This window comes from Streptomyces sp. NBC_00158, assembly GCF_045160885.1.
GTDB lineage: Bacteria > Actinomycetota > Actinomycetes > Streptomycetales > Streptomycetaceae > Streptomyces.
The window spans coordinates 6,789,580-6,804,425 of the sequence record NZ_CP108161.1 but is presented as its reverse complement, the minus strand read 5'-3'; the positions used below and the strand labels follow the sequence as shown (position 1 = coordinate 6,804,425).

Below are 14,846 nucleotides of genomic sequence, written 5' to 3'. Positions count from 1 at the left end.
GGCCGGCCCGTCAGTGCGCGGCGGCGGGCTGGGGCTCGGCGGCGGGGGCCGCGGGCGCGGCCGCGGGGCGGCGGCGGGAGCTCGCGTAGAGCAGGCCGAGGCCGATCAGCGCCCAGACGGCGAGCACCAGGACCGGTCCTGCCGCGCCGGCGCCGTCGAAGGGGCCGGAGGTGCGCAGCAGGGTGGCCGCGGCGCCGGCCGGGAGGAACTGGCCGATGGCGCCCAGCGGCTGGGGCAGCATCTCGGGGGCCGAGGCCAGTCCGGAGAGCGGGTTGCCCACGACGAACATCAGGACGGCGCCGACGGCTATGCCGGGCGGGCCGACGAGCGAGCCGAGGCCGGTGATGACGGAGACCATGGCCAGTTCGAGCAGGGCCACGATCGCGGCGTTGACGAAGTAGTTGCCGGGTGCCACTCCGCTGAGGTGCGTCAGCATGAGGGAGCTGAGGAGGCCGGAGGCGATGGCGAAGCCGATGACGCCGAGGAACTTGGCGCCGGCGGCGCGCACCTTGAGGACGAAGAGCAGGGCGGCGATCACGGCGGTGATCAGCAGGGGCAGGAAGCCCATGGTCAGGCCGGCGCCGTGCGGGTCGTCGGAGTCGGCGGGCACCACGTCGGTGACGAGCACGGGGCCGCCGGCGAGTTCCTGCGCCTGCCCGGTGAGCGTCTGGGCGACGGTGGGCGAGGCGGCCGAGGCCAGGCGCAGTTCGAGTCCGCCGGCGGTGGGCAGCAGGGCCCCGTACGCCTTGCGGTCGCGCAGGGCGGCGTCGGCCTCCTCCACTCCGGCGGCGGTCTCGATCGCGTAGGCGCCGGGGGCGGCTTCGCGGAGCCGGTCGGCGAGCTGTCCGGCGCCCTGCGGGGCGCCGGGTGCGGCCACGACGAGCACGGGCAGGTCCCGGGGTGCGGCGTGGGACGCCGACCAGGAGAACCAGCCGCCGATCACGAACTGCACGATCGCGACGATGACGAGGATGGTGCGCGCTTCCGCGCGCGGTGAGGCGGTTGAGCTCATGACTGCTTCCTGGGATCCGGTGCGGCCGGGGGGCGTGGGGGCGCGGGCGGTCCTACTCGTCGAGCAGGTCCGGCTGTTCGGCCGTGATCTCGTCCCACATGATCTGGAAGCTGTAGCGGCCGAGCTGTTCGTCGCCGAAGCCGTCGCGGGCCAGCAGGGCCTGCTCGTGGGACATCGGGACGGGGCGCCCGGCGGAGAGGGCGAGCAGCTGGACCTGGGCGCAGCTCTCGTAGGTGAAGAACCAGTGGACGGCCTCTTCCAGGGAGCCGCCGACGGTGATCAGGCCGTGGTGGCGCAGCAGCATGGCGCGCTTGGCGCCGAGGCGGTCGGCGATGTCCTGGCCGTGCTCGATCTTGATGGCCGGGCCGTCGTAGTCCCCGTACAGCACCTGGTCCTGGTAGAAGGCGGCGGATTCCTGGTCGTAGGGCTCCAGGAGGCGTTCCAGGGCGCCGAGGGCGCGGGCGTGGACGGTGTGGCCGTGCGCGATGGCGTTGGCCTCGGGGCGCTCGTGGATCTTGGAGTGGATGGTGAAGGCGCTCGGGTTGACCTTGCCGGTGCCGTCGACGACGCGGCCGGCCGCGTCGACGCGGATCAGGTCGGCCACCCGGACGCGGTTGAAGGAGACGCCGAACGGGTTGACCCAGAAGGTGTCCAGGTCCTCGGGGTCGCGGACCGAGATGTGGCCGGAGATCCCCTCGGCGTAGCCCGCCTTGCCGAACAGGCGCATGGCGGCGGCCAGTCGCTGCTTGCGGTGGCGGCGCTCGTCGTCGGCGGAGGCGAACACCGGGTCGGCCGGGATCGGCAGGCCGGTGTGGGTGTCGGCGAGGAAGGCCTCGGGTGCGGTGGTCTCGGGTGCGATGGCTTCGGGTGCGGTGGTGGACACGTCGGATCTCCTGGAAGGTCGGATTCGGGCCCGCCCGTCCCCGTCTCCCCCACCCGCGCCAGGGCAGCGCGAAGCCCGCTGCGGGTAGGGGGGATTGCGCCGAAACCCCTGGTCAGTCGGGGTGTTACGGCCGGGAGGGCGTCAGCTCCTGCACCTGAATCCTGTCCCACGGAGGGGTGTTTTTTCGGCCTCCAGCGGCTCCGCACGGCTTCATAAGCGTGCGTTTCACCTTTGCGCAGCGGGCCTGATTACGGGCATAGCGGCACAGACCACCCATCGGTGGTCCGCGCCGGGGCCGGCGCCGGGGTCAGGCCGGCCCGTCGGGGCCGGTCCAGTCGAAGGTGATGTGCTTGCTGGACTGGCCTTCCCTGCTCCAGTGGAAGCCGAAGGCGTCGGCGCGGTCCGCGGTGGCGCGGCCCCAGGTGGCGACCTGCCCCGGTCCGGTCTCGCAGCCGGGCAGGTTCGTGGACTGGACCCGTGCGCCCTCCGGGGTGGTGGGGCCGGTGAGGGCCGTCGCGGCGGCCTCGACCCGGCCGGGGACGGTGGCCCGCCAGCCGCCGAGGTCCTCGTCGACCTCGATGTGGATCGGCGCGAAGTCCATGCCCCGCATCTCCGCGTTCATCATGGCCACCATCTCGGCGGGCCAGCTGCCCGCCTGGCCCCCGAAGATCATCTGGAGCGCCTGGCGCTGGCCGTCGTCGGCACGTTCGTCGAGGAAGACCGCCGCGTAGGTGTCGCTGTGCTCCGCCCACACGTTCCCGACGAAGGAACCGAGCATCAGGACGTTCAGGCCGTCCAGCACCACCTCGCCGTAGTTGCCCTCGCGGATGTGCCAGGCGAGGACCCCGTCGCATTCGCCGTAGGTGGGCCGCTGGGCGAAGGAACAGGGGCAGGGGACGTCGCACCTGCACGTGTCGAACCAGTCCCCGGCCGCGTGCCATGCCGGGACGGTGGCTGTGGCTGTGGTCTCGGACATCTCATCGCCTCCACGTGACCCCGCGCCGCGCGGCGGGACGCACATGGCCGGCGGTTCCCCGGCGGACATCGCCGGGGCGGTCGGCGGCGCGGGCCATCAGCTCGATTCTCCTCCCATGTCCCCCATCGGGTCCATGTCGCCCATCGGCGCGTCCTGGAGGCCGGGGAGCAGCCACTCCTGGAAGGGGGCGAGGACCGCGAGGACGAGGAAGGCGATGCCGACGGCCCGGGCCAGCCAGGGGCCCCGGCTCCAGAGCTTCTCCAGGAAGATCACCACGGCCACGGCCGCCATCGCGGCCAGGTTCATCACTCCGAGCGGGACCAGCACGATCATCAGGCCCCAGCAGCAGCCGACGCAGTAGAGGCCGTGGTGGGCGCCGACCCGCAGGTCCTTCGCCCACCGCCGGTAGCGCGCGTACCGGGCGAGCTGGAACATCGGGTTGCGGCAGTGCCGCAGGCAGACCCGCTTCAGCGGTCCGAACTGCTGGAGCCCGGCGAGGAGGAAGGCCCCGGCGCCGATCCAGCGCGCGACGCCGGGGCTGCCGCCGACCAGGCGCCCGGTCACCGCCAGCACCCCGTAGACCAGCAGTCCGAAGGCGGTCCAGGCCAGCAGGTAGCCGCTCACGAAGGCGGTGGTGCGCAGCACCCGGGCGGGGCCCGCCGAGTGGCGGCCGATCGCGCGGACCCAGGTGATGGCCACGGGCGCCACCGACGGCAGCATCATCGCCGCCATCATGACCACCCACAGCGCCAGGAAGAGCGGCGGCGCCAGGCCCATGGTTCCGCTCCCCACGGGCATCCGCCGGGACTGGCCGACGGTGACCGCCCAGGCGAGTACGGCGATCAGCACCATCAGCGTCCAGCCGGCCGCCAGCTCGCGCCGGGGCAGCAGGACGGCGGGCGGGGCCGGCGCGGTCGCGCCGGGGCGCGGGTGCGGCATGGTGCGCCTCCCGGGGGCGCGGTGGCCCGAGGACCCCTCCAGCTCAGCACAGAACCGGCGGCCCGGCGATCCAGGCCCCCTCAGCTAACATGTTCGAGCCAACACTGACCGGTTGAAATATGAACATCGGCTGAAAATTGATACCTGAGGAACCACGAGCGCTTCCGCGCACGAGCACCGCGACCGCGTCCGGGATCCTGCGCCGGCCAGGCGTCCTCCTGTGGGCGGCCGTGGGCCTGACCGGCCTCGGGTTCCTCGTCGCCCTGGAGATCGCCGCGCGCCACTACGGCGTGGCGGGTCCGATCGTCAGCCAGGCGCGGGAGGCCGTCTTCGCCCCCCGGTCGGGCACCGTGCTGTACGCGAGCATGGCGTTGATGATGGTCGTGCTCACCTGGCGGGAGCGGTTCGTCGCGCTCGGCGCCGCGGTCGGCCTCGACCTGGTCTTCTGGCTCGTGAGGTCGGCGGTCGGTGCCGAGAACATGGTCGGCAGCGGCGCCCTGTGGGTGACCCTGGGCTGCGGCGTCTTCGCCCTCGTGCGCCGCACCGGAGCGGAACGCGCGCTGCTGCTGAAGGGCGTCGCCCTGGCCCTGCTGCTGGTCGCCGGCCGCAAGACCGGCTACACCTGGCTGCTGATCACGTCGAAGACCCGCCCCATGGTCCTCGACCAGTACGTGGCGACCGCCGACCACGCGCTCGGCAACCCCTCGTGGGTGGCCGGCCGGATCGTGGAGGCCACCGGCACCGTCGGCCACCACGTCCTGGAATGGGTCTACATCCAGCTCGCGGTGGGCGCCGTCCTCGTCGCCCTGTACCAGCTGCGCAACGTGGCGTCCGAGCGCCGCTTCCCGGCCCACCACCTGGTGCGCACGTTCCTGGTCGTCGGCCTGCTCGGGCCTGGCATCTACATGGCCTTCCCGGTGGTCGGGCCGATCTTCGCCTACGGCGCCGACGGCGGGCAGTGGGCGCTGGCCGATCTGTGGCCGCACACCGCGCCGCCCCTCGGCGTCCCGCAGCCGATGCCCTTCGACGAGTTCACCCCGCGCAACTGCATGCCCAGCCTGCACACGGCCTGGGCCACCGCGATCTTCATCCACTCCCGCAAGGGCCCCCGCGCCCTGCGCTTCCTCGGCGCGTTCTGGCTGGTCGCCACGCTCGGCGCGACGCTCGGCTTCGGCTACCACTACGGCGCGGACATCATCTCCGGCGTGGTGTTCACCCTCACGATCGAGGCGGCGCTGCGCGCGCTCGCCCGCGGCTGGGACCGGCGGGCCACCCTGCTCGTCGTCCACGGCACCACGGTCTTCACCGCACTGCTGCTGTCGTACCGCTTCCTGCCGGTGGAGATGGCCGGCCACCCGTGGGCGTTCGGGCCCCTCCTCCTGCTGGCCACGGCCTCGGTCGTCTACGGCTACGTACGGACCACCCGGCTGTGGGACCGGCAGCCGGGGCCGGCCCGGGTGCCGGCCCAGCGGCGCGAGCCGGCACCCGAGCTGGTCTGACACGGCCCTCCGCGGGGCCGTCCCCGGGCCGGTCAGGCGGCGGCGAGCGAGATCTCGGTCGACTTGATCAGCGCGACGACGGAGCTGCCGGCGGCCAGGCCGAGGGCGTCGACGGCGTCCTTGGTGATGGCCGCGGTGAGCTCCCCGCCCTCGACGGTCACCTTGACGGAGCCCATGGCGCCGCCGGTCGCGACCTCGGTGACGGTGCCCGCGAGCTGGTTGCGGATCGAGATGTTCGCCACCGGGCCGGTGGCGAGGGCCACCTCGGTGGCCTTCACGAGCGCCTTCACCGCGGAGCCCTCGGCGAGGCCGAGGTCCTTGACGGCGTCGGCGGTGATCGCGGCGGTGACGTCCTGACCGCCCGCCAGGCGTACCCGCACCGTCGCCATCGCCTCACCGGTGGCGACGGCCGTGACCGTGCCGGGGATCTGGTTGCGGATGCTCATGCTCATGGGAAACGCCTCACAAAAGACTCGTTCTTGGCCCGTGCACCTGCTGTGACCTGGGCTTTCTCCGACAGTAGGGCACGTTTCCCGCACCCTTGCGCAGGCACATCGCATCCGCCAGTCGGATGGGGCCTTACGGGTTGCGGATCCGAACCGCGGGGCTCAGGTCCCCGTATTGATCTCAGCCCTCGGGACACACCTCGCATATGCGCCACGGAACCGGGCATCCTTGCGTGGATGCCACTTGATTCCGCCGAAGTGGCTCGGTTCTGAGGAGTCAGAGTGCCCGTCGCCGTCCTTGAGTACGCGCCCCAGGGCGACCTGGCGTCGGCCATCGGCGGCGCGGTCACCACGGCCGGGCTGAGCACGCGCACGGTCCGGCTCTGGGCCGACGAGGCGCCGCCCGCGGACCTCACGGGCATCGAGGCACTGATCGTCCTGGGCGGCCCCGGCACCGGCGCGGCCGGCGTCTCCCTGCTCCGGGGCGCCCTCGCCGCCGGAGTTCCCGTACTGGCGGCGGGCGCCGGGGCGCGCGTACTGGCCGTGGCGGCCGGATCCGCGGACCGGGCGGCGCGCGAGGAACCGGGCGGATGCGGCCGGACCGGGTACACCCCGGCCGCCGGCGGCGACCCCCTGCTGGCGGAAGCGGCCCCGCCGGCCTGCGGCCCCCGGCCCGTCGCCGGCTTCCGCGAGCTGCCGTCCGAGGCCGTGGCCCTGGTCTCCTGCGACCTGCACACCACGCACGCCTTCCGCGTCGGCGGCAGCGCCTGGGGCGTGGACCTCCGGCTCGGGGACGAGAGCCTCGCGCCCTGGTGTCGGCGGACGATCGGCAGGTTCTCCGCGCTGGCGGCCGTCCGCGCCGAGCACACCGCCACCCGGGCCTTCTTCACCCACCGGGCGGAGGCCTGGGAAGAGCGCTTCGCCCACCAGGCCCCGGCCTACGCGGCCGCCGTCGCCCGGATGCGGCCGGAGCCGGGCGGGCGGGCCGCCGACCTCGGCTGCGGCACCGGCCGGGCCATGCCCGCGCTGCGCGCCCACGTCGGGGAGACCGGCAGCGTCCTCGGCGTCGACGTCACCCCGGCCATGCTCGGGGCCGCCGCCCGGCACGGCCGGTCGCGCCACGGGAGCCTGCTCGCCGCCGACTGCACCCGGCTCCCGCTCCCCGGCGGCTGCCTGGACGGCATCTTCAGCGCGGGACTCCTGGACCACCTGCCCGACCCGCTGACCGCCCTGCGCGAGTGGGCCCGCGTCAGCGCCCCGGGCGGCACCCTGCTGCTGTTCCACCCCTCGGGCCGGGCCGAGCGGGCGGCCCGGCACGGCCGCGCGCCCGATTCCCGGGACCTGCTGGCGGAGCCCAACCTGGCGGCCGCACTCGGGGCCACCGGCTGGTCCCTGGCCGAGTACGAGGACGCCCCCGGCCACTTCCTGGCGCGGGCCCTGTGACCACAGCCGCTAGATGTCCCCAGCCCATCCGATTGACCTGTACTTATGCCAACCAGTTTCGGCACCAGGTGGCGCTGTCTACCGAGGGTTCTTGGCACATCGGTACACACAGCCGCAAAATGCGCACTCGCCCACTTCGTAGCTCCCGACTCCTTCCCGGACTGCCGCTGGATCATTCCCTCGAAAGCGCGTCCGCGGTGCCTTGATCACCGACGCGGCTGCCGACAGTGCGCACCGCGGAGCCCTCCGCCCTCGGCCGTTCGCGGTCAGCCGCTGCGGGGCTGAACCCTCAAAGACACCCGTCGAAACGCCTCCCTGAAGTGCTCCCCCAAGGCTGCCGGGGCACCTACCACAGGCCGGGCCACTCACTTCTCGGTGTGATGAGACGAGTTGCGAAGGTCAGAAGACAATCACGATGCTCCTCGCAATTTCCACCGCACTCATGGCATGCAAAGCGGAGACGTGGCTCCTCAGACCCTGCTCCTCGATCGCGAGCCAGTCTGCGCTGCGAGGTCGACATGACCTCCAGCGTTCCCGTGCGCCGCTTCACTTGGCGTACCGATCAGTGGCATCGTCCGGGCCTTGGCTATCTGGTCAGCACTGGCCGCCACCATGGCTTCGAGAGCTTCGAGGAGGAGCTCCTCCTTTTGGCAGCGGACGGGTCTGGTGCAGGTTCGGGTGACAGGTTCAGGCACGCGGCCCGGAGTGGACCGGCGGGCCGGCCTTGCCCCCGCGGCCGCGGCCGGCAGCTCAGCCGACCTGGCACCTCTCGTCCACCGATGTCCGGTCGGTCGACTGCCCCACCTGTGACGCGTCCAAGGGCCAGCCCTGCCTGAGCCTGCGTGACCGCCCCTTGACCGTCCTCCATCGAGGACGGTCCTCCCGATATCTGAACCTCCGCTTCGGCCTCCGGGCCACAAGGCCCAGGAAAGGTGGGTCCGAGGTAGCTGGTCCTCCGGCGGGCCCGGGGCTACGCGCCGTTCCGGTGCCGCACAGCGAGCCTTGGCGACTTGCCCGGAACGAACTCGCCGACCTCATCTCCTTCAGCTTCTTGGACCACGCAAAGGTCGTGGTTGCCGAGGCGTGCGGAGTCGAGCGGACCGGGCTGACCGAAGTGCTCTACGACTCAGAGGGCGGTATCGCGCCCTCTGGCGCGTTGCCAGTCGCGGTAGGCGGCGACGGCTGTGGGGAGCGTGGGGAAGATGCGCTCCGGGCCGATCTTCGCCGTCAGGCCGTAGACGTCGAGGGGGTGGCGCAGGTCCTGTTTGACACGGGCGAACGCGAACACAATCCCCCGGTCGGTGAGTTCGGAGCGCAGGGCCTCGACTGCGTCGAGGGCGGTGATGTCGACCTCGACGTTGGCCTCGGTGTTCAGGACGAACCAGTGGACGGGGTCGTCCTGGGCGGCGACCGAGGCCAGCGCCCGCCGGCGGAAGTCCTCGGCATTGGCGAAGAACAGCGGTGAGTCATAGCGGTAGATGAGGAGACCGGGAATGGTGCGCGCGGTCGGGTAGTCGTCGATGTCGTGCATGCCGGCCAGACCGGGCACCATGCCCTCGACAGCGTCGTGGGGGCGGGCGACCCTCGTGAGCAGTTCGGCTACGGACAGCGCCACGGCGAGGAGCACGCCGTACAGGATGCCGAGGGCCAGGACCCCGAGACCGCAGCCGAGGGCGAGCAGGAACTCGCGCCGGCGGAAGGCTGCCAGCCTGCGGAACTCGCCCACCTCGACCAGGCGTACGGCCGCGTAGACGACGATGGCGCCGAGGACGGCGGAGGGGGTGTGGGTGAGCAGCGGGCCGAGGAAGAGCAGGACGGCGGCCACGCAGCCGGCGCCGACGAGGGAGTACGCCTGGGTGCGGGCGCCGGCGGAGTCCGCAAGGGCGGTGCGGCTGGCGCTGCTGCTGACCGGGAATCCGTGCAGGACTCCGGCTCCGAGGTTCGCCGCGCCGAGGGCCAGCAGCTCGCGGTTGGCGTCCAGGGGGTGCGGGTCGTCGTGCCGGGCGAAGGCGCGCGCGGTCAGGACGACATCGGTGTAGCCGACCAGCAGAACCCCGAGGGCCGGCAGCACCAGGTCGGCGAGGTCGGCCGGCCGGGGCAGGGCGAAGCCCGGCAAGCCGGTCGGGATCGCGCCGATGACGTCGATCCCCTGCTCCTCGTCCAGTGCGAAGACCGCCACCAGCGCCGTGGCGAGAACGAGGACGACGAGCGGTCCGGGCAGTGCCCGCCACAGCAGAGGCAGGGTGAACAGCAGGAGCAGGCAGCCCGCGGCCATGACGGCCGTGGGCCAGTGCAGGTCGCCGATGTGGCGGAGGAACGAGACCAGCTGGGGGAAGAAGCCCGATCCGCTGCCGCTGGTCCCGGTGAGACGGGGCAGCTGATCCACGATCATGATGAAGGCGACACCGGCCAGGTATCCGACGAGCACGGGCCTGGAGAGAAGGTCGGCCAAGAAGCCGAGCCGGACGGCCCACGCGACCAGACAGAGCAGGCCGACGGCGAGGGCCAGGGCTGCCGCGAGCACCGCGTAGCGCGTGGGGTCGCCGGCGGCCAGCGGTCCGACGGCCACGGCGGTCATGAGGGCGGTGGTCGACTCCGGTCCGACGGACAGCAGGCGCGAGGTGCCGCTCAGAGCGTAGAGGACCATCGCCGGCAGGACGGCCCACAGGCCGACGACCGGAGGCAGGCCGGCCACGCCCGCATAAGCCATGACCTGAGGCACCAGGTAAGCGGCGACCGTGATCCCGGCCAGGACGTCGCCCCGTAGCCAGCTCTTTCGGTAGCCACGGAAGGCGGGCAGGATCGCCGTGATCCGTCCGTGCTTCGGCATGGCACCTCCGGGACTCAACGCGGGCCTTTGCCTCACCATCGTGCCGGGCGGAGCGCTGCCAGGAGGTGAAGCGCGCAAGTGAGCCGGGCCGGCCACTACGTGGTGCTCTCCCGCAGACGGAAGCCGGTGACCAGATCGGGCCTGATCCGGACGGCGCCCGATGCAGCGCCCTCGACCCAGGGTCGCAGGAGGCGCGCGTAGCGCTCGACCTCGCCGGGGGCGGTGACGGCGGTGGCGTAGCCGGTGGCGACCACGCTCCACCCCAGGTGCTCGCCCTGGTCGATGACATCGGCTTCGTACGCGACGACCACGCCCGCACCCCCCTGAGCCGCGAGCAAGGATGCCAGCGTCGAATCGTCCTGGACACGGACGATGATGTCGCCGGCGTCGAGAAGGTGGTTGACCGGGCGCACGGCGGGCAGCGCGTGACGGGTGAACACGATCCGGCCCAGTTCGACCGTGCCCAGCAACCGCAGCGCCTCGTCAGGGCTGAGCTCTTCCATCTGCCGCCCTTCCATGCCGGCGGCAGGCGAACTGATGGTCGTACCGGCCGGGTCGCTCTTCATCGTGGGCATCCTTCGTCAAGCGGGCAGGACGCCAGGGCCCTTGCCCGCTGTCGGTTTCTCAAAGGGGCGTGGGCCCAGGGGCATGGCTCCGCAGCACCGCGAGCCGCCGGCTGTATTCCTCGTCGTCGATCTCGCCTCTGGCGAATCGTTCCGCGAGGAGTCTCTCGGCCCCGTTGCCGAAGGCTGGGTACGACGCGGCTGATGTGTGCCCGTCCGCACCGTCCCGCCTGAGGGCGCGGACCACGAGGACGGCCGCTGCGACGATCAGGGTCCAGACGATCAATGTGGTGAGGGACATGGCGAACCATCCCCAGGCCCCCATCCCATGGCCATTCCAATACATCGCGCACCTACCGGGTGGACGGGGCCGACGGCCGCGAGTCGGCCATCTGCTGCCAGGATCTCCGGCTGCACCGGGCCCCGGCATGGGCCGGTCGGCCCTCAAACAGGACCACAGGGCCCATGCCCGCAACCAGGGGGAACGCCAAGACTGAAGACGGACTCGAACAGGAGGCCGTTCATGAACACCCCTTCACCCACCCGTATCTCCGAGGCACTGCCCGCCGACTGCCGCTCCCGTCTGATGGAACTGGCCCAAGAGGTCAACTTCGAGGAAGGGACACGTCTCTTCCGCGAAGGCGGCCACGCCGATCGGTTCTGGATCGTCCGGTCCGGCACCGTGACCTTGGACGTACACGTGCCCGGGCGGCGTGCGGCCGTCATCGAGAGCCTCGGCGCCGGTCAGCTGGTCGGCTGCTCGTGGCTCTTCAAGCCGTACTCCTGGCGCCTGGGCGCCGAGGCGATGTCGCCCGTCCGCGCGTACCAGTTCGACGCGGAGCGCGTACGGACGCTGATGGACACCGACGCCGCCTTCGGCTCTGCCCTGGGCCACTGGGTCGGGCAGGTCCTCGCCAACCGGCTGCAGGCCGCCCGCGTACGCCTTCTCGACCTGTACGCGCCCTACGGCAGCGGCAGCTTCCTCTGACCGTCCGTACGCCGAAGGAGCCGGTCATGCCCGCATCCCGCTACACCGTCAGTGACGTCATGACGCACACCGCCGTCGCCATCGGCCGTGAGGCGTCCTACAAGGAGATCGTCGAGCTGATGCACGAGTGGAAGGTCAGCGCGGTCCCCGTCCTGGAAGGCGAGGGCCGCGTCGTCGGCGTGGTCTCCGAGGCGGACCTGCTGCCGAAGGAGGAGTTCCGGCGTACGGACCCCTCGCTGCCCGATCAGCTGGAGGAAGCGTCCAAGGCCGGCGCGGTTCTGGCCGAGGAGCTCATGTCGAGCCCGGCGATCACCGTGCACCCCGACGCGCCCGTCGCCGAAGCCGCCAGGATCATGGCCCGCAGGCACGTCAAGCGCCTGCCCGTGGTGAACGCGCTCGGCATGCTGGAAGGTGTGGTCAGCCGCAGCGACCTCCTCAAGGTGTTCCTGCGGCCCGACGAGGAACTCGAGGAGGAGATCCGCCAGAGCGTGCTCACCGAGCTGACACCCGGCGTGCACGTGGACTTCGCCGTACAGGACGGGGTCGTCACTCTGCGCGGCCCGCTGCGGGACCGGGCCCTGGTCCCCCTGCTCGCGCGCGCGATCCGCGCCGTCGAGGGCGTCGTGGACGTCAGGATGGAGCTGGACGGCGCCGTAGCTGCCTAGCGCCTCACGACCACGGGGTGTTTCGTACGCCTTACTGAGACAATTCGGATGGAAATGCGTCATTGGCACTGAACCAGGGGCGATCATGTCCGACGATCCGAATGCCTCCGCCGGAGCGCCGATCAAGGTGTTCCTCCTCGACGACCACGAGGTGGTCCGGCGCGGGCTGCATGACCTCCTGGACGCCGAGCCGGACATCACCGTCGTGGGCGAGGCGGGCACGGCCGAGCAGGCACTGGCCCGCGGGCCGGCGCTGCGCCCGGACGTGGCCGTGCTCGACGTGCGGCTGCCCGACAGCGACGGCATCACCGTCTGCCGCGAGCTGCGCTCTCGCATGCCCGGCCTGGCCTGTCTGATGCTGACGTCCTTCGATGACGAGGACGCACTGCTGGACGCGATCATGGCGGGTGCCGCCGGGTACGTACTGAAGCAGATCAAGGGCTCCGACCTGGTCTCCGCCGTACGGACGGTGGCGACCGGGCAGTCCATGCTGGACCCGGCCACCACCGCCCGCCTGATGCACTCCCTACGGGACCCTGAGTCGGCGAAGGAACCGCAGGACGCCCGGCTGGCGGCTCTGTCCGAACGCGAGCGGGCCGTCCTGGAACTCATCGGCGACGGCCTCACCAACCGGCAGATCGCCAAGCAGCTCTACCTGTCCGAGAAGACGGTCAAGAACCACATCTCGCGGCTGCTGGGGAAGCTCGGCGTGGAACGGCGGGTCCAAGCGGCCGTGATCGCCGCCCAGGTACACGAGCACGACACCGGGACGGCGAAGCAGTAGGGACGCCGGAGTCGGTCACGGCGGTGGTGGAGCGAGGGGCACCCGCCACTCCAGACGAGTGCCTCCCTTCCCGTTCCCGTCATCCCGCGCTGCGACCGTCATCCGGCCGCGCAGCCTCTCGGCACGCTCTGCCAGATTGCGCAGTCCGCTGCGCCGGCCGCTCTCGGGCAGGCCGACGCCGTCGTCGGTCACGGTGATGGTCAGGTTTCCCTCGGCCGCGGCGATCGAGACCTCCGCCCGCGTGGCCTCGGCGTGGCGGGCGACGTTGGTGAGTGCCTCCCCGACCACGGCGAGGGCCTCGTCCGCCATGGCCGACTGTACGTCGGTGTCGATCAGTCCCTCCATCCGCAGGGCCGGGGCGAAACCGAGGGCTGTTGAGGCCTCGTCCATGGCCTGGACCAGGCGGGATCGCAGTTTGGATGCCTGACCGGGGGTCTCGTGCTCGCGGAGTCCGAAGATGGTGGACCGAATGATCTTGATGGTGGCGTCCAGGTCGTCCACCGCGCGCGCGAGGCGTTCGGACGCCTGGGGGTGGTCGACGAAGCGCTGGGCGCTCTGGAGGGTCATGCCGGTGGCGAAGAGCCGCTGGATGGCGAGGTCGTGCAGGTCGCGGGCGATGCGGTCGTGGTCCTCCAGCAGGCTCATCTGCTCGGCGTCGCGGCGCCGGTCGGCCAGCTCCAGGGCGAGGGCGGCCTGGCCGGCGAATCCCGGCAGCGCGGCGATCTCCGCGGTGGCGAAGCCGGGGCGGCCGTGCCGCCGGGCGAGCATCAGGACGCCGCTGAGCTTTTCCTTCGTGCCCACGGTGACGGCCACGGCCGGACCGAAGCCGGTCCACCTCTCGGGCTGGACGGTGACGCGCGCGTCGGTCGCCACGTCGGGAACCGTGATGAGTCCGTCGCGGGCCAGTGCGGCCTCGGCGAGGGTGCCCTGGGTGCTGGACAGGACGATCCCGCGATGCGCCTCCGCTCCCTCCCCGAGGGCAAGGGAGCCCCGCAGTTCTCCGGCGGAGCCGAGCAGGTAGAAGACGCCCATGTCCGCGCCGGTGATGTCCTTGGCCCGCTCCAGCATGCCCTCAAGGACCTCGTCCTCGGGCGCTCCGGAGAGCAGGGCGCTGGTGATGTCCGAGCTGGCCTCCAGCCAGCGCTCGCGCAGCCTGACCGCTTCGAAGAGCCGCGCGTTCTCGATGGCGATGCCGGCCGCCACCGCGAGGGTGGACAGGACCGCCTCGTCCTCGGCGTCGAACTCGGCTCCGCCCCGTTTCTCGGTCAGGTAGAGGTTTCCGAAGACCTCCTCGCGGATCCGGATGGGGACACCGAGGAAGGAGTGCATCGGCGGGTGGTGGTCCGGGAACCCGTACGAGGCCGGGTGCTCGGACAGCTCCGACAGCCGCAGTGTCTCGGGGTGGCGGATCAGCTCGCCGAGGATGCCGTGGCCGGAGGGCAGGTCCCCGATCCGCCCGCGCAGTTCGTCGCTGATGCCGACGGGGAGGAACTGGGCCAGCTTCTTGTCGGTCCCGATGACTCCGAGGGCCCCGTACTCGGCGTCTACGAGCCCTACGGCCGCCTCGACGATGCCCTGAAGGACCTGCGGCAGGTCGAGTTCCCGCCCCACGGACATGACGGCTTCGAGCAGACCGTTCAGCCGGTCCCGGGTGCCCCTGACCTCGTTGATCCGTACCTGCAGCTCATCCAGCAGTTCGTCGAGCCGTAGTCGAGGGACACCGCTGCGGGCGGGCGGGCCGCCCGCGCTCATGCCGGTGGGCTGATCGGCTGCCGTCATGCCCACCTCCGGCCGGAAGCGATGGCGAGATGGCCACCG

Annotated in this window: 14 protein-coding genes; 5 read left to right on the top strand and 9 right to left on the bottom strand. The window is 71.8% G+C overall.

The features are described from left to right. Positions 1-10: 10 nt before the first annotated feature. From OG553_RS31180 to OG553_RS31165, 4 genes are all read right to left on the bottom strand, one after another. Positions 11-1,012, bottom strand: a complete 1,002-nt coding sequence (locus OG553_RS31180; RefSeq protein ID WP_405982180.1) for an ABC transporter permease — start codon at positions 1,010-1,012, stop codon at positions 11-13. 52 nt (positions 1,013-1,064) lie between these two features. Beyond that, positions 1,065-1,895, bottom strand: a complete 831-nt coding sequence (locus OG553_RS31175; protein WP_405982179.1) for a class II aldolase/adducin family protein — start codon at positions 1,893-1,895, stop codon at positions 1,065-1,067. Positions 1,896-2,202: 307 nt separating this feature from the next. After that, positions 2,203-2,871 (bottom strand): DUF1326 domain-containing protein, encoded by a 669-nt coding sequence (locus OG553_RS31170; RefSeq protein ID WP_405982178.1) that lies wholly within the window; start codon positions 2,869-2,871, stop codon positions 2,203-2,205. A gap of 96 nt (positions 2,872-2,967) precedes the next feature. Continuing rightward, positions 2,968-3,810 carry a DUF2182 domain-containing protein gene (locus tag OG553_RS31165; protein WP_405982177.1) on the bottom strand — a complete coding sequence of 281 codons (843 nt, stop codon included), beginning with the start codon at positions 3,808-3,810 and terminating at the stop codon, positions 2,968-2,970. Positions 3,811-3,947: 137 nt separating this feature from the next. Here OG553_RS31165 and OG553_RS31160 point away from each other — a divergent pair, with 137 nt between their 5' ends. Continuing rightward, on the top strand, positions 3,948-5,309 hold the full coding sequence (locus OG553_RS31160; RefSeq protein WP_405982176.1) for a phosphatase PAP2 family protein: 1,362 nt from the start codon (positions 3,948-3,950) through the stop codon (positions 5,307-5,309). A gap of 32 nt (positions 5,310-5,341) precedes the next feature. Here the strand turns inward: OG553_RS31160 and OG553_RS31155 are convergent, their stop codons facing one another. Then, positions 5,342-5,761 (bottom strand): molybdopterin-binding protein, encoded by a 420-nt coding sequence (locus OG553_RS31155; protein ID WP_405982175.1) that lies wholly within the window; start codon positions 5,759-5,761, stop codon positions 5,342-5,344. Between the two features lie 276 nt (positions 5,762-6,037). On the opposite strand from OG553_RS31155, the gene OG553_RS31150 reads away from it, so the two are divergent. After that, the gene (locus OG553_RS31150) at positions 6,038-7,198 is read left to right on the top strand and encodes a methyltransferase domain-containing protein (protein WP_405982174.1); all 1,161 of its coding nucleotides are present in this window, start codon (positions 6,038-6,040) and stop codon (positions 7,196-7,198) included. A gap of 1,126 nt (positions 7,199-8,324) precedes the next feature. Here the strand turns inward: OG553_RS31150 and OG553_RS31145 are convergent. The 3 genes from OG553_RS31145 to OG553_RS31135 all read right to left on the bottom strand — a co-directional run bounded on the left by OG553_RS31145 (position 8,325) and on the right by OG553_RS31135 (position 10,892). Next, complete coding sequence (locus OG553_RS31145) at positions 8,325-10,028, bottom strand: SulP family inorganic anion transporter (RefSeq protein WP_405982173.1); 1,704 nt, start codon at positions 10,026-10,028, stop codon at positions 8,325-8,327. 95 nt (positions 10,029-10,123) lie between these two features. Further along, complete coding sequence (locus tag OG553_RS31140; protein ID WP_405982172.1) at positions 10,124-10,594, bottom strand: pyridoxamine 5'-phosphate oxidase family protein; 471 nt, start codon at positions 10,592-10,594, stop codon at positions 10,124-10,126. A gap of 58 nt (positions 10,595-10,652) precedes the next feature. Next, entirely contained in the window at positions 10,653-10,892 is a 240-nt protein-coding gene (locus OG553_RS31135) for an SHOCT domain-containing protein (RefSeq protein ID WP_405982171.1), read from the bottom strand. A 222-nt stretch (positions 10,893-11,114) separates the two neighbouring features. Here OG553_RS31135 and OG553_RS31130 point away from each other — a divergent pair, with 222 nt between their 5' ends. The 3 genes from OG553_RS31130 (at position 11,115) to OG553_RS31120 (ending at position 13,028) form a co-directional block, all read left to right on the top strand. After that, positions 11,115-11,579, top strand: a complete 465-nt coding sequence (locus OG553_RS31130) for a Crp/Fnr family transcriptional regulator (RefSeq protein ID WP_405982170.1) — start codon at positions 11,115-11,117, stop codon at positions 11,577-11,579. 26 nt (positions 11,580-11,605) lie between these two features. Then, positions 11,606-12,244, top strand: coding sequence for a CBS domain-containing protein (locus OG553_RS31125; protein ID WP_405982169.1), 639 nt, complete (start codon positions 11,606-11,608; stop codon positions 12,242-12,244). 85 nt (positions 12,245-12,329) lie between these two features. After that, positions 12,330-13,028: a response regulator gene (locus OG553_RS31120; protein WP_405982168.1), complete on the top strand. Its 699-nt coding sequence runs from the start codon at positions 12,330-12,332 to the stop codon at positions 13,026-13,028. Positions 13,029-13,043: 15 nt separating this feature from the next. Here OG553_RS31120 and OG553_RS31115 read toward each other — a convergent pair whose 3' ends face one another. Continuing rightward, the gene (locus OG553_RS31115; RefSeq protein ID WP_405982167.1) at positions 13,044-14,807 is read right to left on the bottom strand and encodes a GAF domain-containing protein; all 1,764 of its coding nucleotides are present in this window, start codon (positions 14,805-14,807) and stop codon (positions 13,044-13,046) included. Between the last annotated feature and the right edge of the window lie 39 nt (positions 14,808-14,846).